Consider the following 20,590-nt stretch of genomic DNA (forward strand, 5'->3'; position numbering starts at 1 on the left):
CGCTACATAGCGATGGCGTCGCATAGGCAGCGAGGCGCGGGACAAGAGCGCGACTGAATCGTGCAGAACGAGACTGCGCAGCGGCGCGCAAGCGTTTGCGCGTGCAACCACCGCGAGTCAGCGAAGGGAAAGAGGCGACGAGGGAAGGCAGGACGGATGAAGCGCGATGGCCGGCGGGATACCGAAGCCGGCCATCGGGTCATGCGATGCGATAAGGGGTTGGATTGAGGCGTGGCGTTGAGCCGCAGAGTCACCCCAATAACGGGCACCGCCTATGAACGGCGCCCGCGACGTTCACTGCGAGAGCAGCGACCCCGTGCGGATGGGCGTTGCGCCGGCGACGCGCGCCACTTCCATGCCCGCCGTCGCAAGACGTGCACGATGCCGCGCGTAGAGCACACCGCTCACGGTGCATTTGAGTGTGGTGATTTCGTCCGTGAGCGGGTCGACGATATCCGCGATAGCCGTGCCCGCTTCCACCCACTCGCCGTACATCGCGCGGAACACGAGCACGCCGCTCGCCGGCGCGACGATGGGCTCCGTGCCGGCGAGCGGCGTGGCGTCGAACGCGAGCGGCGGCAGCGGCGCGGCCGTGCCGTCGATCACGCCGCGCAGCGTGAGGTACTCGATGATTCCTTGCGCGTCTTTGTCCGCGAGTTCGTACGAGACGTCGGCCTGGCCGCGCAGTTCCACCGTGACGGAGATCGAGCCGTTCGGAATCGGGAAGCGGTCGCCGAAGCGTTCGCGCAGATCGGACCAGCAGAAGCTGTGAATCTCGTCGAACGGATTGCCGATGGAGTTGAGCGCAAGCAGCGACGTCTTCGCGTCGAGATAGCGTGCGAGCGGCTCCACGTCGTCCCAGAGGTCGGGGTTCGTGTACAGATGCAGCGCCGCTTCCCAGTCGCAATGCAGGTCGAGCACGACGTCGGCGTCGTACGAGAGGCGTTGCAGCGCGAGGCGTTGCGAATCCAGTTCCGTTTTCGGGTGCTGCGCATCGAGCACTTCGCGCATCGTCGCGCGAATGGCGTTGCGGTTTGCCTCCACGTCGCCGGTGAGGCGCTCTTCGATATGCGGCAGCACGAGCGCGGCCAGATCGTAGAAGTTGCGATTGAAGTTTTGCGCCGTGTTCGATTCGAAGCGGCCCGCCAGGTGGCCCAGCACGTGCTGGTTCAGGCCGATCGGGTTCGGTACGGGCACCACGACCACTTCGCCGCGCATCTTGCCTGCGGCCTCGAGCGCGGCGAGCTTGCGGCGCAGTGCCCACGAAACCAGCATGCCCGGCAGTTCGTCGGCGTGCAGGGACGACTGGATGTAGATCTTCTGCCCGCCGGCAGGGCCGTAGTGGAAGCTCGTGATCTGGCGGGCGGTGCCGAGCGTCGGCGAAATCAGCGGATGGTTCTTGGTCTGCATGATCGATGGGGTCCGTGCAGCGCGTGCCGCACGAAAGACAGTTGAGGTGGCGTTGAGGGAATCCGCCGATCTTAGCCGATATGGGCACGCTGTGCGGAGCGTGCCGCGATGAGTCGCGCCTGGGGCCTGGTTCAGGCGCGCTTGCGGCGATACGGCGCGCCAAAACAAAACGGGCCGCGCGTATCGCGCAGCCCGTTTGCGTACTGCTGGTTCACGCGGCCGGTCCGTGCAGCCGGTGCGGCGTGTGCCGCAGCCGGCTGTAGGGAGAACAGCGCGGAGAACCGCGGAATCAGCCGCCGTACACGTCGAAGTCGAAGTACTTCTTCTCGAGCTTCTTGTAGGTGCCGTCCTTGAGGATGTCGGCGATCGCCTTGTCGATCTTCGCCTTCAGGTCGGTATCTTCCTTGCGCAGGCCGATGCCGGCACCGTTGCCGAGAATCTTCGGATCGACGAGGTCCTTGCCCACGAACTCGTAACCGGCGCCGCGCGGCGTCTTCAGGAAGCCGATGTCGGCCTGCACGGCGTCTTGCAGCGCTGCGTCAAGGCGACCCGACAGCAGGTCGGCGTAGACCTGATCCTGGTTCTGATACGGCACGACCTTGGCGCCCTTCGGCTCCCAGTAGGTCTTCGCGTACGTTTCCTGGATCGTGCCCTGTTCGACGCCCACGGTCTTGCCCGCGAGCGATTCAGGCGTCGGCTTGATGCCCGAGCCCTTCTTGGCGACGAGGCGCGTCGGCGTGTTGAAGAGCTTCGACGAGAACGCGATCTGTTCGGCGCGTTGCGGCGTCATGGACATCGACGACAGCACGCCGTCGAACTTCTTCGCCTTCAGTGCGGGGATCATGCCGTCGAAGTCGTTTTCCACCCAGACGCACTTGGCCTTCAGGCGCGCGCAGATTTCATTGCCGAGGTCGATATCGAAGCCGACCAGCTTGCCGTCGGAGGCCTTCGATTCAAACGGCGGGTAGCTGGCGTCGACGCCGAAACGAATCGTCGTCCAGTCTTTGGCATGGGCGCCCGCCGAAAGGGCAAGCAGGGCAACCGTCACGGCCGCAAGCAGTTTTTTCACTGTTTTTACTCCTCGGAGTGGTTCGAATAGCCATGCGCGCGGTTGTGCCGCCCGCAGGGCGGAGGGTGGCGCCTGTCGCGCCCGGCCCCTGTTATGGCCGCCGGCCGGCGGCCAGCAGAGCGCGCCAAGCTTACCAAGTCAAAATTAAAGCGGAGCTAGTGTAATACCGGATGGCGCGGCCAAGGCAGATCGCGACACGGCGCAGCACGGCTTCTTTTGCGCGGGCGCGACAGCCGTGCGTGGCGGGCTTTACAAGCCTGTTGCGATGCGGCAGGGCGGCACGCGATGAAGGCGTCCCGAAAGGTCGCTCTAGAGGCGCGGCTGCGACTTTATGCCAGACGTATGTCGCGCGCGCCTCTGCTCATGCCCCGCGGTGCTCAAACGATGCGCTGGCCGGCGCGATAGGTGGCGCGCGGAACGGGCAGCGCATCGAGCATGGTCACGCGCACCATGTCCGCCCGCAGGCCCGGCTCGATCGCGCCGCGATCCGTCAGACCGGCGTGGCGCGCGGGCTCCGACGAGACCGTGGCCAGTGCGCGCGGCAGGCTCCAGTCGGCCTTGTGGACCAGTTCGAAGGCGGCGGTGAGCAGGCTGGAGGGCACGTAGTCCGAGGAGAGGATGTCGAGCAGGCCCGCCTGCGCGAGTTCGAGCGCCGACACGTTGCCCGAATGCGAGCCGCCGCGCACCACGTTCGGCGCGCCCATCACGGTGGCGATGCCGCGTTCGCGCGCGGCCTGCGCCGCTGCGCGTGTGGTCGGAAATTCGGAGATCGCGACGCCCTCGGCGGCGGCCTGCTCGACGTGTTCCACGAGCGTGTCGTCGTGGCTTGCCACCGGAATGTTGCGGGCCTTGCAGCGCGTAACGATCTGATGGCGATGCGTGTCGGCGAAACGCTGCTGTTCGTCGGCCAGTTCGGCGAGCATGGTGGCCGCCTGCTCGTCGGTCCATTTGCCGTGCCGTTCCTGATAGCGGCGCCATTGCGCGGGGTCGTGCCACTGGCGCTGGCCAGGCGTGTGATCCATCACGGACGCGAGCCGCATCAGCGGATGCGTGCACAGTTCGTCGAACAGCTCGACTACGTCTTCGGTCGCGATTTCGCAGCGCAGGTGCAGGAAGTGCTCGGCACGCAGCAGTTGCCGCGTGGCGAAGCGTTCCAGCGAGGCCGCGCAGCGCATCTGCACGTCGCGTCCGCGTACGCCCACCGAAAGGCGCGTGCCGATGGCGAGCGCGTCGAACACGGTCGTGATGCCTGCGGCGGCCACCTGGGCGTCGTGAATCACGAAGGCGGCGTCGGTATTCCATTGCACGCCGGGGCGCGGCGCGAGATGTTTTTCGAGATTGTCCGTATGAAGCTCGATCAGGCCGGGCAGCAGGTAGTCGCCGGCCCAGTCTTCGGCTTCGGGCGCCGAGGTGGTGCCGCGCTGGACCTCGCGGATCGTGCCGTCCTCGATGCGCACCACGCCTTCGAATACCTCGTCTCGCGTCACGATGCGAGCGTTCTTGATCAACATCGGTTGGCTCCTTGTTCTGCGGGCCGCGTATGCAGGACCGCTTTCGTTCGGCATAGTCGTGTCGCTCAATGCAGCGCGGCCAGTGTGAGTGCGTTCGCGCCGCAAGACAAAGGCGGCTGCAATTCGAGGCGTCGCGTGGCCACTTTCAGGCGCGTGTCTTCGTCATGGAAGATACCGACAATTGCCGCGCCGCGCTCGCGCGCTTCCACGATCAAATCCGCCACGACGTCGCGATTTTCGGCATCGAGCGACGCCGTGGGCTCGTCGAGCAGCAGCAGCGGATGTTGCGCGATCAGACCGCGCGCAATGTTTACGCGCTGTTGCTCGCCGCCCGAAAACGTGGCGGGCGCGAGCGGCCACAGTCGCTTCGGAATGTTGAGCCGCTCGAGCAGCGCGGCGGCGCGATGCTCGGCTTCGTCTTGGGGCACACCGCGCGCCACGAGCGGCGCCGCGACGAGCGCGAGCGTGGGCACGCGCGGGATCACACGCAAGAACTGGCTCACGTAGCCCATCATGTGACGGCGCAGATGCAGCACGTCGCGCGGCTCGGCGTTCGTGATGGCGATGCAGTGTGCGGCGGGGTTCGTGCGCGTCGAGTCTTCAGCCGCGGATTCGGCACCATCGACTGCCGCCCCGCAGCGCACGGCAATCATGCCCGCACTCGCGAGGTAATTGCCATACAGGCAGCGCAGCAGCGTGCTCTTGCCGGCGCCCGAAGGGCCGACCAGCACGACGCACTCGCCGCGCGCGACGTCGAGCGACACGCCCGCGAGCGCTTCGATTTCGATGCCGCCCTGGCCGTGCAGCGTGAAGGTCTTGTGCACGCCGACGGCGCGCAGCATGAGCGCGGGGCGGTCGGCGAACGCGCGGGCCATGTCGTGCGCCGTGGTCTGCGTTTGCGGTTCCGTGAGAGTAGAAGTCATGGGCACATTCCGGTTTCCGGTATTTCCAGTAGACAGTGCAGGGCGTGCGTCATACGGGCAGCACGGACGAAACGAGCGTCTGCGTGTACGGATGCTGCGGATCGTCGAGCACCTGGTCGGTCAGGCCGGACTCCACCACCTCGCCGCCTTGCATGACCATCAACCGATGCGCGAGCAGTCGCGCCACGCCGATGTCGTGCGTGACGATCAGCACCGAAAGATGCAGCGTGCCCGTGAGCGTGCGCAGCAGATCGAGCAGGCGTGCCTGCACGGAGACGTCGAGGCCCGCGGTGGGTTCGTCCATGAACACGAGGCGGGGGCCCGTCACGAGGTTGCGTGCAATCTGCAGCCGTTGCTGCATGCCGCCTGAAAACGCGGTGGGCAACTCGTCGATGCGCGAAGGGTCGAGTTCGACGCGCGTCATCCATTGCGTGGCGTTGTCGCGAATCTGCCCGTAGTGGCGCGCGCCCACCGCCATCAACGGCTCGCCGATGTTGGCGCCGGCCGAGACGCCGATACGCAGTCCATCGCGCGGATTCTGCTGCACGAAACCCCATTCGGTGCGCATGAGCAGACGGCGGCGCGGTTCGGAAAGCGCGAACAGGTCCAGCGTGTCGCCGTGCGCGGTGGTGTAGTGCAGCGTGCCCGCGTCGGAGGGCGTGCGCAACGCGAGTGCATTGAGCAGCGTCGTTTTTCCCGAACCCGATTCGCCCACGATGCAGAGCACCTCGCCGGGATACAGATCGAAGCTCACGTCGCGGCAGCCGTTGCGGCCGCCATACTGCTTCGTAAGATGACGTGCGCTGAGGAGCGGTTTCATGCGGCGTCTCCTGTCGCGGTGTTCGCGCAATTTTCAGCGGACTCGCGGCGCGTGTGGCAATAGTCGCTGTCCGAGCAGACAAACATGCGCGTGCCTTCGTCGTCCACGATCATTTCATCGAGAAAGCTCTCGCGCGATCCGCACAGCGCGCACGCATGCTCCCAGCGCTGAATCTCGAACGGGTGATCGTCGAAGTCGAGACTGCGCACGTTCGTGTACGGCGGAATCGCGTAGATGCGGCGTTCGCGCCCCGCACCGAAGAGCTGCAACGCAGGGTTGCGATGCATCTTCGGGTTGTCGAACTTGGGGATGGGCGAGGGCGAAGTCAGGTAGCGGCCGTTCACGATCACGGGGTAGTCGTAGGTGGTCGCAATGCTGCCGTGGCGCACGATGTCCTCGTAGAGCTTCACGCTGATGAGGCCGTAGTCCGCAAGCGCATGCATCTTTCGCGTTTCGGCCACGCGAGGCTCGAGCCGGAACAGCGGCTCGGGCATGGGCACCTGGTAGACGAGAATCTGCTTCTCGGTGAGTGGTGTTTCGGGAATGCGATGGCGTGTCTGGATGATCGTGGCGTCCGCGGTCTTGCGCGTGGTGGCCACCGCCGCCGTGCGTGCGAAGAAGCGGCGAATATTGACCGCATTCGTCGTTTCGTCGGAGCCCTGATCGATCACCTTCAGCGTGTCGTGGCGACCGATGATCGACGCCGTCACCTGGATGCCGCCTGTGCCCCAGCCAAAAGGCAGCGGCATTTCGCGCGATGCGAACGGCACCTGGTAGCCCGGCACCGCAACGGCCTTGAGCACGGCGCGGCGAATCATGCGCTTGGTCTGCTCGTCGAGGTAGGCGAAGTTGTAGCCTTCTGCGTCGTGCGACGCTGGGCCCGACAGTGTTTCAGGCGCGTTCATGCGCTTGCTCCTTGTCTGCTTCGTGTTCGCTTTCGCTGCGTGCGACGTGTGCTACGGCGTGTTCCTTTTCTCGTGGCGCAATGTGTGAGGCATCGTGTTGAGCCCGCTGCTCGGCACGTAGCCGCCGCACGAGTTCGAGTTCCGACTGGAAGTCGACGTAGTGCGGCAACTTCAGGTGCTGAACGAAGCCCGACGCCTCCACGTTGTCGCTGTGCGAGAGCAGGAATTCCACGTCCTGGGTGGGCGATTCGATCGGCTCGCCGAGTTCATCGGCGCGCAGCGCGCGGTCCACGAGCGCCATCGCCATTGCCTTGCGTTCCGCGTGTCCGAACGCGAGGCCGTAACCTTGCGTGAAGGTGGGCGGTACGTCTTTGCTGCCCGCGAACTGATTCACCATCTGGCACTCGGTGACGTCGATTTCGCCAATCACCACCGCCTCGCCCAGTTCGTCGAGCACCATCTCGACGTCTACCGATCCAAAGCGGATCTCGCCCGCGAACGGATGCGAATTCGCGTAGCCGCGTTGCGTGGCGTAGCCCATCGCGAGCAGGAAGCCTTCGTCGCCGCGCGCGAGATTTTGCAGACGCGTGGCGCGATCTGCGGGGAATGCGAGCGGCTCGCGCGTGAGGTCGCCGGGCTCACGGCCCGCAGGCGAGGGCACTTCCTGCTCGATCAGGCCTTCGCGATCCAGCAGCGCGACGACGCGAGGCATGGAACTGGCGGCGGGCGCGTGGCGGGTGTTCATGCTTTCCAGAGGGGGGCGTGCATCTTGCGACGCGTCCGTTGCGTGAACCGTATTGCCTTCTTCATCCGAACCTTCAGCCAGCAACGCGAAATCGAGCAAACGCTGCGTGTAATCGTAGGTCGCGCCCAGCAACTGACCGCCGGGCACATCCTTGAACGTAGCCGAAATGCGGCGTTCTATCTGCATCGCTTCGGTTTCGATGGGCAACGTGTAGCCGAAACGCGGCACCGTGGTGCGCCACGCGCGCAGCAGAAAGATCGCTTCCACCAGGTCGCCCGCGGCCTGTTTGATGGCGAGCGCAGCCAGTTCTTCGTCGTAGACCGAGCCTTCGGTCATCACGCGCGCCACGGCAAGACGCAACTGCTCGCGAATCTGCCGCACGCTGAGTTCGGCGACGCGCGTGTCGCCGCGACGTGCCTCGTCGAGCAGACGCCATGAAGCCTCGATGGCGCGCTCGCCTCCTTTGACGGCGACGTACATCAGTTCACCTCCGCGAGCGTGGTGCGCGGCAAGCCGATGAGCGTTGCGCCGCAGACGAGGTAGCAGTCGATCCCGCAAGGAAAGAGCGGGCCCAGCGCGGCGCGTTCGTGCCAGAAGCGTGCGGGCAGGCCAACGGGTGCGATGGTGTGCGTATGCTCGATGCCGGGGCCGCGCAGCACGACCCGCGTGCCGCCCGTGAGCGCGGTGACGCGGATCAGCAGCGTCGCCGCGTGTTCGGGCGATTCCGGTTCCCCCAGCGAAAAGCGCTCGAGCGACGGCAACGTGTCCGCGTCGTGCACGTAGGCGAATGCGGCGTCGTGCGCCTCTTCAGTGAGCGGCGCGCCAGTGTGAAAACGCAGCGCAGAACCCAGCACCGCGTCGGGCTGCGCGAGCCAGACCGGCGTGGAGTAATCGCAGAGGGCAAGCAGTGCGGCGAACGCGGCAAGATCGGCGCGCGAACGCAGGCTGCCCGAGGTATCCGCGGAGGGCAGCGGCGTTTCGATCGTGCCGATTCTGCCGGGGCGCGAGAGAGCGTCGAGCAGCGTGCGGAAGACCGCTTGCGTGTCGTGAACGGGATCGGCGAAGCCGGGCGTCAAGGCGGAAAGCGCAATCTGCGCCGCATTCGCTGTCGGGTGAGCCATATTCGTTGCAGTCGGTTCGTTCATCAGTCGCCCCGCACCATGGTGAAAAATTCGACACGCGTGGAGGCCACCGCCTGTTCACGCGCCGAGCGCGCTGCGGCGATGCGTGCCGCAAGCGGTTCAATCAACTGCGCGTGAAGTTGCGCGTGCCGATCGGGCAATTGAAGCAGCGCGTCGGCAAGCGCCGCGAGTTCCGCACGCCGCTTGTCGCGGCCCAGATGGCATGCCACGCCGATCGCAGCGTCGGCTGGCGTGTCGCTCGATGTGTCGCTATTCGTGCTGCGCAGTCGTAGCGTGGCGCGTGTGACCGTGGCTTCGCCCAGGTTGAATGCGTCGCCACTGCCGCCGACGCGACCGCGCACCATCGCGAGCCCGGTCTCGGGCCGGCGCAGCCAGTCGTAGGCGGGACGCGGCTGCCCTTCGAGCGCACGGACAAGGGCCGCTTCGAGTTCGGAGCGAGACGTGCGGGCAAGCACGGCCATCCATTGGCGCCGCGCTGAAGGCGTGGGTTGGGTAGGTTCAGCAGACGTTGCGTTCATCGACGATCCTCTCTGGCGCAATGCCGTGTGTCGAAACGGGCGGGGGGCATGCAGTGCCGCCATTTGACCATCTATTCATCTAAACGTCTAGACGTTTAGATGTAGAATTGCGCCTGTTCTGCGAGGCGTGGCGTTTCATACTTCCATCACGCGCTGCGCACTACAATGCGAGGTCGATTATTTGAACCTGGGGGAATGACAGCACCATGACATCCACCGACGAAGCAACGCGGGGCACGCAGCTCGAACGCGGCGCGGGCGTGGCGGTATGGCGGCAGATCGAGCAGATTCTGGCCGCTGAAATCGCGGCGCGCGGCTTCGGTGAAGACGGGCGCCTGCCCAGCGAAGGCGAACTCGCGCGGCGCTTCGACGTCAATCGCCATACCGTGCGGCGCGCCATGCTCGGACTCGCGGCACAAGGGCTCGTCAGCGTGGAGCAGGGGCGCGGCACATTCGTGCAGCCTGGCGCCATCGACTACACGATCGGCCGCCGCACGCGCTTCACCGAGAACCTGCGCCAGCAGCATCACGCGGCGGCGGGCAAGGTGCTGTCGTCTTCGCGCGTGAAGGCCGACCCTGCGGTGGCGAAGGCGCTGGGGCTGCGTGCGGGCGCGCTGGTCTATCGCATGGAAACGCTGCACGAGTCTGACGGTGTGCCGCTCACCTACGCACGCAGCTGGTATCCGGCGGCGCGTTTTCCCGACCTGCCCGCCGTCATGGATCGCGCGGGCGGCAGCACGAAGGCCTTTGCCGAATACGGCCTCACGGACTACCTGCGCAAGTGGAGCCGCATCGGCAGCGTGCTGCCCGATGCCGAGGTGGCGCGGCGGCTCAACATCAACCGGCAGCAGCCGGTGCTGTGGGTCGAGAACGTGGACGTGGATCCGGATGGCACGCCGATCAAGTACGGTGTTACGCACTTCGCTGCGGATCGCGTGCAACTGCTCGTGGAAAACGAGCTATGAGCGCGGGGGCCGCAGCAGGGTTTGCAGGCAACGCGCACGCGCAATGGTCTTCTGAAGCGCGCTTCGCGCTGTATTACGCGCCGCCGCGCGAGTCGCCTTGGTGGGCCGAAGGGTGCGCGTGGCTGGGCCGCGATCCTGAAGTCGATGTGACGCTCGCCGCGCCCCAGCCGCCGGCTTTGCAGCACCCGCTGCGAGCGCTCACCAAGGCACCGCGCCGCTACGGCTGGCACGGCACGCTGGTGCCGCCTTTCCGTCTCGCGCCTGGTGTTGCGTCTCATCAGGCATTCGAGGCCGCGTGCAGATGGGCACAGCGTCAGACCGGCTTCGACTTGCAGGCCGAGGCCGCCACGCTCGGCAATTTCGTCGCGCTTCGTCCGGCCACGTCGGAAGGTGACGCGCAGATGCGCGCGCTCGCTGCCGATGCCCTGCGAACGCTTGCGCCGCTGCGTGCACCACTCGCCGCGGCCGATCTCGCCCGCCGTCACGAAGCGCCGCTTACGCCGCGTCAGCGCGAGCTGCTCGATGCGTGGGGCTATCCGTACGTGTTCGAGGAGTTTCGCTTTCACATGACGCTGTCCAGTTCGCTCGACGACGCCCACGAACGCGACACGCTGTGCGCCTGGTGGGCGCAGCGCGTGCCGCAACTCGGCGCGTTGCCCGTGCACGGCGCCGCGCTTTTCGTCGAACCCGCGCCGGGCGCACCGTTCGTGTTGTGGCAGCGCCTGCCGTTCGCGGGCGCTTGCATCACGGCACACATCGACGCCACGGCCAACGGAGCGCGAAGCCGATGACGAAGGGCAACTACGGCAGCCTGATCTACGTGATGGGCCCCTCCGGGGCGGGCAAAGACGCGCTGCTCGGCTTCGCGCGCGAACATCTGCACGAGCCGCGCGTGCTGTTTGCGCACCGCTACATCACGCGGCCCAGCGGCAACGGCGAGAACCATGTGCCGCTCACGTCCGCGGAATTCGAGGCACGTTCATTGCTCGGACTCTTTGCGCTCGAATGGGCCAGTCACGGTTTGCGCTACGGGATCGGTATCGAACTCGACGCGTGGCTCGCGCGCGGCTGCACGGTGGTCGTGAACGGTTCCCGTGCATATCTGGACCGCGCGCTGGAGCGGTACGCGCAACTGCACGTGGTTCATGTAGAAGCCGCGCCCGACGTGCTGGCTACGCGGCTCGCCTCGCGAGGGCGCGAGACCGCTGCCGAGGTCGCGGCACGTCTCGCGCGCGAGGCGCCCTTCTGTACGCCGGCGGGCGTCGCGCTGACCCGCATCGACAACTCCGGCTCGCTGCATGAAGCAGGGCGCGCGTTTGTCGAGGTCGTGCGCCGCATCGCCGGCTGAACGCAAAAAATCTTCCCGTCGCGGTCGAAGCGGAAGGGGCTCGTTCGTCGTCGTAGAGGTACAGCCCATCACGCAACGAGGAACCTCGACATGGAAACCTTCGACGACGACCTGCTCCGCTTCGAAGCACACGGTGCGCCAACGTTGCCCGCCGCCGCGGACGAGGGCTACGTGGATCACGACGGCGCCCGCATCCGCTACGCGCTGCATGGCAGCGGCGCGCCGGTCGTGCTGCTGCACGGCGGCCTCGGCCATGGCGGCAACTGGGGATACCAGGTGCCGGATCTCGTCGCGGCCGGGCGCTCCGTGCTGCTGATCGACAGCCGCGGCCACGGACGCAGCACGCGCGACGCGCGTCCGTTCACCTACGAACGCATGGCGTCGGACGTGCTCGCCGTCATGAGCGCGTTGCATATCCAACGCGCGCCCGTGGTGGGTTGGAGCGACGGTGCCTGCATCGCCCTGATCCTCGCGATGAAGGCGCCCGAGCGCGTTGCAGGCGTGTTCTTCTTCGGCTGCAACATGGACCCGAGCGGCACGAAGCCCTTCGTGCCGACCGACGTGATCGACCGCTGCTTTCGGCGGCACGCGCTCGACTATGCCGCGCTCTCCGCCACGCCCGACGACTTCGACGCGTTCGTTGCCGCCGTGACCGAGATGATGCGCACCGAGCCGAACTACACGGCCGCGGACCTTGCCAAAATCCGCGTACCGGTGGCGATCATCCACAGCGAGCACGACGAGTTCATCAAGCGCGAGCACGCCGAATATCTCGCAAGCAGCATTCCAGGCGCGCAATGGATCGTGCTGCCCGACGTCAGCCATTTCGCGCCATTGCAGCGACCTCGCGCGTTTAATCGCGTACTGCAGAGGTTTCTTGAACGGCTCGCTCAACTGGGCGACTAACCCTGAGCGCATGCGAGCCATTCGCGCGTGCCGCGGGTCGCGGATAAAATGGGTCGACCCGCTCCCGGCTGCTTCCAGCTGATTTTCACCTGACTTCCAGGCTTGCCTGCATCCGTGTAGCAGCGTTTTATCTATCCGCACTCGATCCGCCATCCATGACGACGCATACGAACAGCATTCACGCCGTGCCACAGGACGATGCCACCACGCCCAGGTTCTGGCGTGATGCCGCGTTGCCTTTCGTCGAGGCGCGCTCGGTGCGGGATGGCCGCAAGGTCTGCTACACGCGCCACACGCACGACACGTTTTCCATTGGCGCCGTCACGGGCGGGCACAGCACGTACCTGAACGGCTCGAAGGGCACGTCGCTCCAACCGATTGGCGCGGGCGCGGTGGTGGTCGTGAACCCGGAAGAGCTTCACGCGTGCAACCCTGTGGCCGACGAGGCATGGTCCTATTGCATGATCTATGTGGACGTGCAGTGGCTCACAAATCTGCAGCGCGAACTCGGCTTCAGCCACAACCTCGGTTATCGCGGCTTTGCCACCACGTGGACCACCGCGCCGCATCTGTATGCCGGACTCAACGGCCTCTATGCGACGCTGACCGATCCGCACGGCGATCTGTTGCACAAGCACGGCGCGGTGATCGACTTCTTCACGAACCTGCATCGCGCGCTCAACCCGGCCCCTTCGCGTGCCGACGAGGGGAACCTCAAGCTGGCGCGCGCGGCCGACTACATCCGCGAGCACTGCACGCGTGCACTGCGGCTCGACGAAATCTGCGCGGCGGCCGACCTGTCGCCGTCTTATCTGATCCGCGCGTTCAAGCAGCATTACGGCATGACGCCGCACGCGTGGCTCGTCAACCGGCGCGTGGATTACAGCCGCGCGCAGCTCAAGCGCGGCCGCGCCATTGCGGACGTCGCCATCGACGCCGGCTTCGCGGACCAGGCGCATCTGCAACGCGCGTTCCGGCAGTATGTTGCGGCTACGCCGGGGCAATATCGGGCGGCGATGCGCGTGGGCCAGGAAGCCTGAGCGTCGTGCTATTCGACGCTATCGTGAGCGAATAGCGAATAGCGAATAGCGAATAGCGAATAGCGGATCGCGAATAGCGAAGCGCGATGGCAAGTCGCGTGAACAGCGCTTCCGTCACGCGATGGCTTGAGCGAGCGGACGCTGCATCAGCGGCTGAAGAACTAGGCCATCAACAGATAAACCGCACTCGCGGCGAGCAAAACCGCCATCAAACGATTGAACAGCCTCACACGCCGCACGTCGCGCAGATAGCGGCTCAAAAACGACCCGACATACGCCCAGCTCGCGATCGACCCGTAGCAGATCAGAAAGTAGATCGCCGCGAATTCCCATACCCGGCTGCTTCCACCATAGGCCGCGTAGGCGCCCATGCCCGAGAGGCACGCAAGCCATGCCTTCGGATTGAGCCACTGCATCGTGGCGCCGGAGAGCAGCGAGGGCGCCTGGATGGCGTCCGCCGTGTCGAGCCGGCCGTCGTCCGTGGCGAGCTTGAAGGCCATGTAGAGCAGGAACGCGACGCCTGCCCACTGGATCGCATGCGTGGCGCCTGGCCATCGCACCAGCAGTTCATGCAGCCCGAGACCCGTGAGTACGAGCAGCGCGGTGAAGCCCACCGTGGCGCCCGTGACGTGCCTGAGGCTCGCGGACAAGCCGTAGCGTGCACCGCTCGTGAGCGCCACGATGTTGACGGGACCGGGCGTGACGGACGTGGCGAGCGCGAAGGCCGCCATGGAAAGATAGATGCTCATGAGGCGCCGATACCTTGCGTGCTGGAAGAACGAGATCGCAAGGTACCGGCGGGCAGGCCGCGCGTATTGAAGAAAATTGCCCTGGGCGCTCAGAGGCAGGCGTCGCGCGTGGACGGACAGATCACGCGCCCTGCGAATGCTCCGCGCGCACCTCGCTTAGCGATTGGCGCTGTCGTCCCGCGTCGTCGAAATTCGCGGGTGCGAGCCACGCTTCGAAGGCCTGTTTCAGCAGCGGCCACTCCTTGTCGATGATCGAGTGCCAGGCCGTGTCGCGGTTGCGTCCCTTGTAGACGATGGCCTGCCGGAAGATGCCCTCGAACTGGAAGCCGAGCCGCGCCGCCGTCTTGCGCGAGGGCGCATTGAGGCTGTCGCATTTCCATTCGTAGCGACGGTAGCCGAGCGTATCGAAGACATAGCGCATGAGGAGGAACTGCGCTTCTGTCGAGAGCGGCGTTTGTTTGAGAAGCGGCGAGAACGTGACGTGGCCCACCTCGATGACGCCATGCGCGGGTTCGATCCGCATGAGTGCCAGCGAGCCCACGGCCTTGCCCGTCTTGCGGTCGATCACGGCGTAGTGGCGTGGGTCGGTGCTCTGCGCCGCGGCTTCGGCGTGACGCCGATAGTCTTCCGGGCGCTCGAACGGACCCACCGCCAGGTAAGTCCAGTCGCGCACGTCGGCTGCGGCGTGATAGGCCGCGTAGAGGTCTGCGGCGTGACGGTCGGCGTCGAGCGGTTCAAGGCGGCAGTACGTGCCTTCGAGCGTGACCGCTTCGGGCACGGGGCGGGCCGACCAGCCTGGCACCGGCTCGCCGATGGGTTGTCCGTATTCGTTCATCAGCGCATTCAAAGGCGCGTTGGTAGGTGCAGACATGGCAGGCCCGTTCGGTTCGATGCGGCAAGTAGAAAACGGAAAACTCTAGCGTCGTCGCGGGCCGCGTTGAAGACCCACGGGCCGCGCATTCGGAGCCACGAACGCGGCTTTCATCCGTTCGGCGCGTACCCTGGCCATGCACTCGAAGCACTGACCTGGCGGCAGCGAAAGAGTAACAAAAGGTAACGCCTTGCAAGCTGAACCCGCTGAGACCCTTGCCACACGGTTCGCGCGCCGATTCACCCCTTACCGGATTCACGAAGGTGACACGGTCGCGCCGGTATGCTGCCCGCCATTCGGCAGTGGCTGGAGCAGCAATCACGACGTGACGCTCTGGGCGAGCGTCACGCCCATCCAATCGACCGGACCCGCCGCAAGAAAGCACACCAGGCAGGACCCACCCGGGCCTACCCGGAGCGACCCGGACCGACGAACACCCACCAGAAGCCAGGGCAACAAGATGAACGGAAGCTCAAGACCGCTTACGCGAATGCCGACGGTGTCGAACGAGTCGTATGCATCGCGTGCGTTGCATAGGTTGCATACGTTGCATGTACCACTCCTGCGGCCCCTGTCGCGCGTGAATTCGCGCCGCGCGATCGCCTTACGCCGTTCCCCGCTTGCATGGTTCGCGGCCACGCTGCTCTCTGTTTCGCTCGCCGCCTGCGGGCCAAGCGACGCGAACAACGAAAGCGCGAGCAACGGCACGGCCGCGAACGACAACACGGGCAGTCCGCCTGCCCAGGCCTTGCAGTCCGCGGCCAACGCCCAGCTTCAGGCCGCGGCGCCTTCCGCCGACGGCCTCGCCTCACCCGTCATGCACTACGCGCAGTAACCGTTGCGCAGAGCCGCTCGGCGCGTGCCGTACCGACGCGAGCGGACCTCTGTTTTTCCGTTGAAGCTTGCCCCTACCTCTGGACGAAACAAGATGACCTCGAAGAATCGTCGTGACTTTCTGCGTCTTGCCGCCGGCTCGGCCGGTGCTGCCGCGATGCTCGGCGCGCTGCCGCAAACCATTCGCGATGCGCTCGCCATTCCCGCTCACAACGCCACGGGAACGATCGAAGACGTCGGCCACATCGTGATCCTGATGCAGGAGAACCGCTCGTTCGATCATTACTTCGGCACGATGCGCGGCGTGCGCGGCTTCGGCGATCCGCGGCCCGTCACCCTGCAAAACGGCAAGTCGGTCTGGTACCAGCCGAACGGCGTGGGCGGCTATCTGCTGCCGTTTCATCCGGATGCGCCGAACCTCGGCATGCAGTTCGTGCAGGACCTGCCGCACGGCTGGACCGACACGCACGGCGCGTTCAACAACGGCCGCTACGACGGCTGGGTTCCCCACAAGGGCACCACGACGATGGCGTACCTCACGCGCAACGACATTCCGTTCCACTACCAGCTCGCCGACGCCTTCACGATCTGCGACGCGTACCACTGCTCGCTGATGGGCCCGACCGATCCGAACCGCTACTACATGTGGACGGGCTGGGTGGGCAACGACGGCTCGGGCGGCGGCCCCGTGATCTCGAATGCCGAAGCCGGCTACGGCTGGAGCACGTATCCCGAGGTGCTGGAGCAGGCCGGCGTGTCGTGGAAGATCTATCAGGACATCGGTACCGGGCTCACGGCAGCGGGCTCGTGGGGCTGGACGCAGAACCCCTACATCGGCAACTACGGCGACAACTCGCTCCTGTACTTCCACCAGTACCAGAACGCGCAGCCCGGCTCGCCGCTCTACGAGAAGGCGCGCACGGGCACGAACGTGAGCGCGGGCGGCACGCTGTTCGACGTGCTGCAACAGGACGTGTCGAACGGCACGCTGCCTCAGGTCACGTGGATCGTGGCGCCCGAGGCCTACACCGAGCACCCCAACTGGCCCGCGAACTACGGCGCGTGGTACGTGGAACAGGTGCTCAAGGTGCTGACGTCGAACCCGGAAGTGTGGAGCCGCACGGCGCTCTTCATCACCTACGACGAGAACGATGGCTTCTTCGATCACATGGTGCCGCCGTATGCGCCGTCGTCGAACGGGAACGGTGCCTCCACGGTGAGCACGGCCAACGAGATCTATGCCGGCGACTCGAGCAACCAGGCCGGTCCCTACGGCCTCGGCGTGCGCGTGCCGATGACGGTGGTCTCGCCGTGGAGCCGCGGCGGCTGGCTCTGCTCGCAGGTGTTCGACCACACGTCGCTGATCCGCTTCATCGAACGCCGCTTCGGCCGCCAGTACAACATTCCCGAATCGAACATCACGCCGTGGCGTCGCGCGGTGTGCGGCGACCTCACCACGGCGTTCAACTTCGCGAATCCGAACGGTTCGTGGCCGCAGTTGCCCGACACCACGGGCTATGCGCCGCCCGACCGTCTGCGTCATCCCGACTACATTCCGCTGCCGCCGCTCGTGCAGTCGCTGCCGCGTCAGGAGCGCGGGCTGCGTCCGGCGCGCGCGCTGCCTTACGAGCTGTTCGTGCACGGTCACGCGGAAGGCGAGAGCGGACGCTTCCGCCTCGAGTTCTTCAACCGTGGCGAGGTGGGCGCGGCGTTCTACGTGACCTCGCAAAGCCGCACCGACGGACCGTGGGCCTACACCGTTGAAGCCGGCAAGAAACTTTCGACCGCATGGACGCCGCTTTCTTCCACGGACGACGTCTACGACTTCGCCGTGCATGGCCCGAACGGTTTCCTGCGCGAGTTCAAGGGCAACTATTCGGTGTCGACCGCAGCGGGCAAGGGCCGCCACGCACGCCTCGAAGTGCAGACGGGCTACGACGTGGCGAACGGCAACGTCTCGCTGCGCATCGTGAATCGCGGCACCGCCGCGCGCCACATCACGGTGACGAACGCGTACGGCACGGGTTATCCGCGTGTGTTCACGGTGAAGCCCGGCGATCACGTGGAAGACTATTGGGACCTGCGCGGCAGCCACGGATGGTATGACCTCTCCGTGGTGGACAACGGCGACAGCGCGTTCCTGCAGCGCTTTGCCGGTCACGTAGAGACGGGGCGCCCGAGCGTCAGCGATCCGGGGATCGCCACGGTTTGAGGGCGCGGGTTTGATGTGATGCAGGTTACTGCCCGCTGGGCCTGGCCCGGCGTTTGAGTGCAGGTTGTGAAGCCGTTACGGTGCACTGCCGGTGCATGTGCCGTAACGGCTTCAGTTCATGGTGGCATCGGTTGCCATGAACTTTGTTGCAGCAGTTGTTCGATTCATGCACACGGCGGTGCAGGTTCATTCAAGCCTGCGTCAGACACGCCGTGTGCCATTCACCTCACTGCGCGCCTTCGGGCAGATGCTTGCGCTTCGCCAGTTCCTGCGCCATCGCGTAGTGCTGCTGGATCGTGGGCAGCGCCTTGCGTGCGGCGTCCTTCAACGGCTCGTTGCGTCCCGAAGCGATTTCCGCCTGGAACGCCGAGAGCGTTTTTTGTCCGCCGCCCAGCGCGACCTGTTCGATGTAGGCCTTGTCGAAGTCGGCGCCGCGCAGGTTCTTCACGCTGTCGAGTGCCGCCACGTCGGGGTCGTTCTTCGGCACGTCCACGCCACGCGGGCTGGCGGCGCGCAACGCGGCGGACACCTTCGCGTCGTCGCTCGCCACGCGTTCGGCAAAGGCCTTGACGTCGCGGTCGGTGGAGCGCGCGGTGGCGATGCGCGCGGCGTCGATCTGCGTGGACACGCCCTTGGTGGCATCGGCAACGAACGCTTCGTCTGATGCGTGGAGTTTCGGGGCGTCGGCCGGTGATTGCGGCTGCTGTGCGTGGGCTGTGCCGGCGAAGGCGGTGAGAAGCGTGGTGACACAGACGGCAGAACGAGCGGCGAGGGCGAGAGGCAAGCGGGTCATGAATTCTCCGTGTGAGGATGAAGGGCAGGGCGCGAGGGCAGTGCTGACGGCCGTTCAAAACTTGCCGATGCAGCACCGCTTCGCGCCACGCGAATTGCCGGAGGGATTCTAGAAGCGCCCGCAGGGCCGAGGTGAAACGCTCATGTGGCTTGTGTAACCACGAGTAACGCTGCGGTAACGCTGCGAGCGATGCGGTCGAACGAACGCATGCGCGGCTACGCATCGATGTTCACGCCTTCGCGTTCAGGCACACGTCGTATCGTAGGCGGGCGCTTGAATCACATAACGCGCCACGCCGTCATGCGTCCCTATCGTCCCTATCGCCCCAGGTTGTTCACCGCTTCGTAGTGGTTGCGCTTGTTCTCGTACATCGCCTTGTCGGCGGCACGCAGCATGTCTTCGAGTCGCGTGCCCTTCTCGCAGGTCGCGCTGCCCATTGAGAAGCTGAGCCGCGGTCCCGTGTAGAACTGGTTGTTGAGTTCGACGAGCTTGACGATGCTTTCCATTGCCATTTCGGCGTCGCGCGCGTCGGCGCCGGGCATCAGCACCGCGAACTCGTCGCCGCCGATGCGCGCCGTCTGGAACGGCTTCTGCACCGCCTTGCCGAGCACTTCGCCGGCGCGGCGCAGCAGGGCGTCGCCCGCTGCGTGCCCGAGCTGATCGTTCACGGCCTTCAGGTTGTTGAGGTCCACGATGATCGCGCTTACCGGGAACGGCCCCTTGCGTTCCAGCCGGTTCAACTCGTCCACGTAGAACGAGCGGTTCTTGAGCTTGGTGAGCACGTCGTGCTTGCCGAGATATTCGAGGTACATCTCCGCCTTCTTGCGCGCCGTGATGTCTGTGAGCGCGAGCAGCACGAGGTCCCAATGTCCCTCGTGCCCCGGAAACACCGAGAACTGCAGGTGCACGTTGACCTCGTTGCCGTCCAGCGCGTAGTTGACCACTTCGCGCTGCTGGAAGAGCCGCCCCTCCCACAGGTCGATCAGCTGCTCGCGAAAGTGCGGACGCATGTCGTCGCGGAACACGTCGGGCAGGCGCGAGAGCAGCGTCGCCTTGTCCGGCGACTTGAACATGCCGAGCGTGTGCTGGTTGACGTCGAGCACCTGGATTTCGGCCATGCAGCGCTCCACGAACTCGGGGTGCACGTCGGTGAACGTGCGAAAGTCCGTGATGCCTTGCATGCGCACTTCTTCGAGCAGCATCTTGATGGTCGAGAAGTTCTCGATCCAGAGCGAAACCGGCGAGTACTCGAACACGCCGCGCGCGTACTGCTCGCTTGCCGTGGCGCGGCGGCGCGCGTCTTCGAGTTCGGTGATGTCGTCGATGGCCACGAGCACGCGGTCCCATTGCGCCTCGTGCCCCGGCAGGATCACGCCCTTGAGCAGAATGTCGAGGCGCCGGCCGTCGAGCGTGTAGTTGACGCTCTTGCTTTCGAATGCCGTTTTGCCCGACCACATCTGCACGAGTTCGTCGACGTGCGCTTCCAGCATGTCGTCGCGCAGCACGTGATCGAGCCGCGACACCAACTCTTCGAAAGACTGCGCGCGGTAGAGCGCGAGCGTATGCCGGTTCACCTTCAGCACGCGGATGCACGCCGAGCACGCGGCCACCCGCTTCGTGTCTTCTTCCAGAAAGCGGCGCAGGTCCGTTACGCCCTCGGCGCGCCAGGCGTCGAAGAGCGCGCGCAGCTGGCTGTAATCTTCGAGCCACAGCGAGGTGGGCGTGAGGTCGAAGAAATCGAACAGGGCGACGCCCATCGTTTCGAAGCTGGCCGGAGGGGTGGGGGAGCCTGGTTGCATGGCGGTCGGTAGGGACGGGTAGGTTCGGAT

19 protein-coding genes and 1 pseudogene are annotated in these 20,590 nt (G+C 65.7%); 7 read left to right on the top strand and 13 right to left on the bottom strand.

Annotation, left to right across the window (positions count from 1 at the left end; genetic code table 11):
* Window positions 1-294: 294 nt before the first annotated feature.
* From PXJ20_RS20520 to phnG, 9 genes are all read right to left on the bottom strand, one after another.
* Window positions 295-1,410 (bottom strand): succinylglutamate desuccinylase/aspartoacylase family protein, encoded by a 1,116-nt coding sequence (locus tag PXJ20_RS20520; protein ID WP_421032065.1) that lies wholly within the window; start codon window positions 1,408-1,410, stop codon window positions 295-297.
* Window positions 1,411-1,699: 289 nt separating this feature from the next.
* Complete coding sequence (locus PXJ20_RS20525) at window positions 1,700-2,479, bottom strand: ABC transporter substrate-binding protein (protein ID WP_017775355.1); 780 nt, start codon at window positions 2,477-2,479, stop codon at window positions 1,700-1,702.
* Between the two features lie 377 nt (window positions 2,480-2,856).
* Entirely contained in the window at window positions 2,857-3,990 is a 1,134-nt protein-coding gene (locus PXJ20_RS20530) for an alpha-D-ribose 1-methylphosphonate 5-triphosphate diphosphatase (protein ID WP_017775356.1), read from the bottom strand.
* A 65-nt stretch (window positions 3,991-4,055) separates the two neighbouring features.
* The gene (locus tag PXJ20_RS20535; protein ID WP_421032066.1) at window positions 4,056-4,913 is read right to left on the bottom strand and encodes a phosphonate C-P lyase system protein PhnL; all 858 of its coding nucleotides are present in this window, start codon (window positions 4,911-4,913) and stop codon (window positions 4,056-4,058) included.
* Between the two features lie 49 nt (window positions 4,914-4,962).
* Window positions 4,963-5,733 carry a phosphonate C-P lyase system protein PhnK gene (phnK, locus tag PXJ20_RS20540; protein WP_126878660.1) on the bottom strand — a complete coding sequence of 257 codons (771 nt, stop codon included), beginning with the start codon at window positions 5,731-5,733 and terminating at the stop codon, window positions 4,963-4,965.
* A complete protein-coding gene (locus PXJ20_RS20545; protein ID WP_126878659.1) occupies window positions 5,730-6,638 on the bottom strand; it encodes an alpha-D-ribose 1-methylphosphonate 5-phosphate C-P-lyase PhnJ in 909 nt (302 codons plus the stop codon). The genes phnK and PXJ20_RS20545 overlap by 4 nt, the downstream gene beginning before the upstream one ends.
* Window positions 6,625-7,863: a carbon-phosphorus lyase complex subunit PhnI gene (locus PXJ20_RS20550; RefSeq protein ID WP_421032067.1), complete on the bottom strand. Its 1,239-nt coding sequence runs from the start codon at window positions 7,861-7,863 to the stop codon at window positions 6,625-6,627. Before PXJ20_RS20550 ends, PXJ20_RS20545 begins: the two co-directional genes overlap by 14 nt.
* Window positions 7,863-8,504, bottom strand: a complete 642-nt coding sequence (phnH, locus tag PXJ20_RS20555; RefSeq protein WP_026121567.1) for a phosphonate C-P lyase system protein PhnH — start codon at window positions 8,502-8,504, stop codon at window positions 7,863-7,865. The genes PXJ20_RS20550 and phnH overlap by 1 nt, the downstream gene beginning before the upstream one ends.
* A gap of 23 nt (window positions 8,505-8,527) precedes the next feature.
* Window positions 8,528-9,043, bottom strand: a complete 516-nt coding sequence (gene phnG / locus PXJ20_RS20560; protein WP_421032068.1) for a phosphonate C-P lyase system protein PhnG — start codon at window positions 9,041-9,043, stop codon at window positions 8,528-8,530.
* 206 nt (window positions 9,044-9,249) lie between these two features.
* Between phnG and phnF the strand changes: the two genes are divergently transcribed.
* From phnF to PXJ20_RS20585, 5 genes are all read left to right on the top strand, one after another.
* Window positions 9,250-10,008, top strand: a complete 759-nt coding sequence (phnF, locus tag PXJ20_RS20565) for a phosphonate metabolism transcriptional regulator PhnF (protein ID WP_017775363.1) — start codon at window positions 9,250-9,252, stop codon at window positions 10,006-10,008.
* A complete protein-coding gene (locus PXJ20_RS20570) occupies window positions 10,005-10,799 on the top strand; it encodes a DUF1045 domain-containing protein (RefSeq protein ID WP_413215121.1) in 795 nt (264 codons plus the stop codon). Before phnF ends, PXJ20_RS20570 begins: the two co-directional genes overlap by 4 nt.
* Window positions 10,796-11,356 carry a phosphonate metabolism protein/1,5-bisphosphokinase (PRPP-forming) PhnN gene (gene phnN, locus PXJ20_RS20575; protein WP_413215120.1) on the top strand — a complete coding sequence of 187 codons (561 nt, stop codon included), beginning with the start codon at window positions 10,796-10,798 and terminating at the stop codon, window positions 11,354-11,356. Before PXJ20_RS20570 ends, phnN begins: the two co-directional genes overlap by 4 nt.
* Window positions 11,357-11,446: 90 nt before the next feature.
* Window positions 11,447-12,262 (top strand): alpha/beta fold hydrolase, encoded by an 816-nt coding sequence (locus PXJ20_RS20580; RefSeq protein ID WP_413215119.1) that lies wholly within the window; start codon window positions 11,447-11,449, stop codon window positions 12,260-12,262.
* A gap of 155 nt (window positions 12,263-12,417) precedes the next feature.
* Window positions 12,418-13,302, top strand: coding sequence for an AraC family transcriptional regulator (locus tag PXJ20_RS20585; RefSeq protein WP_413215118.1), 885 nt, complete (start codon window positions 12,418-12,420; stop codon window positions 13,300-13,302).
* Window positions 13,303-13,463: 161 nt separating this feature from the next.
* Here the strand turns inward: PXJ20_RS20585 and PXJ20_RS20590 are convergent, their stop codons facing one another.
* Both PXJ20_RS20590 and PXJ20_RS20595 read right to left on the bottom strand, forming a co-directional pair.
* Window positions 13,464-14,051: a LysE family translocator gene (locus PXJ20_RS20590; protein WP_421032069.1), complete on the bottom strand. Its 588-nt coding sequence runs from the start codon at window positions 14,049-14,051 to the stop codon at window positions 13,464-13,466.
* Window positions 14,052-14,181: 130 nt separating this feature from the next.
* Window positions 14,182-14,922: pseudogene (locus tag PXJ20_RS20595) on the bottom strand (GNAT family N-acetyltransferase); the annotation flags it as partial.
* Window positions 14,923-15,469: 547 nt separating this feature from the next.
* Here PXJ20_RS20595 and PXJ20_RS20600 point away from each other — a divergent pair.
* Window positions 15,470-15,757, top strand: a complete 288-nt coding sequence (locus tag PXJ20_RS20600; protein ID WP_421032070.1) for a hypothetical protein — start codon at window positions 15,470-15,472, stop codon at window positions 15,755-15,757.
* 93 nt (window positions 15,758-15,850) lie between these two features.
* Complete coding sequence (locus PXJ20_RS20605) at window positions 15,851-17,968, top strand: phosphocholine-specific phospholipase C (RefSeq protein ID WP_421032071.1); 2,118 nt, start codon at window positions 15,851-15,853, stop codon at window positions 17,966-17,968.
* Between the two features lie 226 nt (window positions 17,969-18,194).
* Here PXJ20_RS20605 and PXJ20_RS20610 read toward each other — a convergent pair whose 3' ends face one another.
* Together PXJ20_RS20610 and PXJ20_RS20615 are read right to left on the bottom strand one after the other, a co-directional pair.
* Complete coding sequence (locus PXJ20_RS20610; protein WP_421032072.1) at window positions 18,195-18,761, bottom strand: DUF4142 domain-containing protein; 567 nt, start codon at window positions 18,759-18,761, stop codon at window positions 18,195-18,197.
* Between the two features lie 317 nt (window positions 18,762-19,078).
* Complete coding sequence (locus PXJ20_RS20615) at window positions 19,079-20,560, bottom strand: sensor domain-containing diguanylate cyclase (protein ID WP_026121570.1); 1,482 nt, start codon at window positions 20,558-20,560, stop codon at window positions 19,079-19,081.
* Window positions 20,561-20,590: the final 30 nt, after the last annotated feature.

Origin of the sequence: Paraburkholderia sp. A1RI_3L (assembly GCF_048957895.1) — a bacterium.
Taxonomy (GTDB): domain Bacteria; phylum Pseudomonadota; class Gammaproteobacteria; order Burkholderiales; family Burkholderiaceae; genus Paraburkholderia; species Paraburkholderia kururiensis.

What these genes read in the sequence shown, in the direction of transcription:
- PXJ20_RS20520 (WP_421032065.1), bottom strand. Translation starts at nt 1,410, where the DNA reads ATGCAGACCAAGAACCATCCGCTGATTTCGCCGACGCTCGGCACCGCC.
- PXJ20_RS20530 (WP_017775356.1), bottom strand. Translation starts at nt 3,990, where the DNA reads ATGTTGATCAAGAACGCTCGCATCGTGACGCGAGACGAGGTATTCGAA.
- PXJ20_RS20535 (WP_421032066.1), bottom strand. Translation starts at nt 4,913, where the DNA reads ATGACTTCTACTCTCACGGAACCGCAAACGCAGACCACGGCGCACGAC.
- phnK (WP_126878660.1), bottom strand. Translation starts at nt 5,733, where the DNA reads ATGAAACCGCTCCTCAGCGCACGTCATCTTACGAAGCAGTATGGCGGC.
- PXJ20_RS20545 (WP_126878659.1), bottom strand. Translation starts at nt 6,638, where the DNA reads ATGAACGCGCCTGAAACACTGTCGGGCCCAGCGTCGCACGACGCAGAA.
- PXJ20_RS20550 (WP_421032067.1), bottom strand. Translation starts at nt 7,863, where the DNA reads ATGTACGTCGCCGTCAAAGGAGGCGAGCGCGCCATCGAGGCTTCATGG.
- phnH (WP_026121567.1), bottom strand. Translation starts at nt 8,504, where the DNA reads ATGGCTCACCCGACAGCGAATGCGGCGCAGATTGCGCTTTCCGCCTTG.
- phnG (WP_421032068.1), bottom strand. Translation starts at nt 9,043, where the DNA reads ATGAACGCAACGTCTGCTGAACCTACCCAACCCACGCCTTCAGCGCGG.
- phnF (WP_017775363.1), top strand. Translation starts at nt 9,250, where the DNA reads ATGACATCCACCGACGAAGCAACGCGGGGCACGCAGCTCGAACGCGGC.
- PXJ20_RS20570 (WP_413215121.1), top strand. Translation starts at nt 10,005, where the DNA reads ATGAGCGCGGGGGCCGCAGCAGGGTTTGCAGGCAACGCGCACGCGCAA.
- phnN (WP_413215120.1), top strand. Translation starts at nt 10,796, where the DNA reads ATGACGAAGGGCAACTACGGCAGCCTGATCTACGTGATGGGCCCCTCC.
- PXJ20_RS20580 (WP_413215119.1), top strand. Translation starts at nt 11,447, where the DNA reads ATGGAAACCTTCGACGACGACCTGCTCCGCTTCGAAGCACACGGTGCG.
- PXJ20_RS20585 (WP_413215118.1), top strand. Translation starts at nt 12,418, where the DNA reads ATGACGACGCATACGAACAGCATTCACGCCGTGCCACAGGACGATGCC.
- PXJ20_RS20590 (WP_421032069.1), bottom strand. Translation starts at nt 14,051, where the DNA reads ATGAGCATCTATCTTTCCATGGCGGCCTTCGCGCTCGCCACGTCCGTC.
- PXJ20_RS20605 (WP_421032071.1), top strand. Translation starts at nt 15,851, where the DNA reads ATGACCTCGAAGAATCGTCGTGACTTTCTGCGTCTTGCCGCCGGCTCG.
- PXJ20_RS20610 (WP_421032072.1), bottom strand. Translation starts at nt 18,761, where the DNA reads ATGACCCGCTTGCCTCTCGCCCTCGCCGCTCGTTCTGCCGTCTGTGTC.
- PXJ20_RS20615 (WP_026121570.1), bottom strand. Translation starts at nt 20,560, where the DNA reads ATGCAACCAGGCTCCCCCACCCCTCCGGCCAGCTTCGAAACGATGGGC.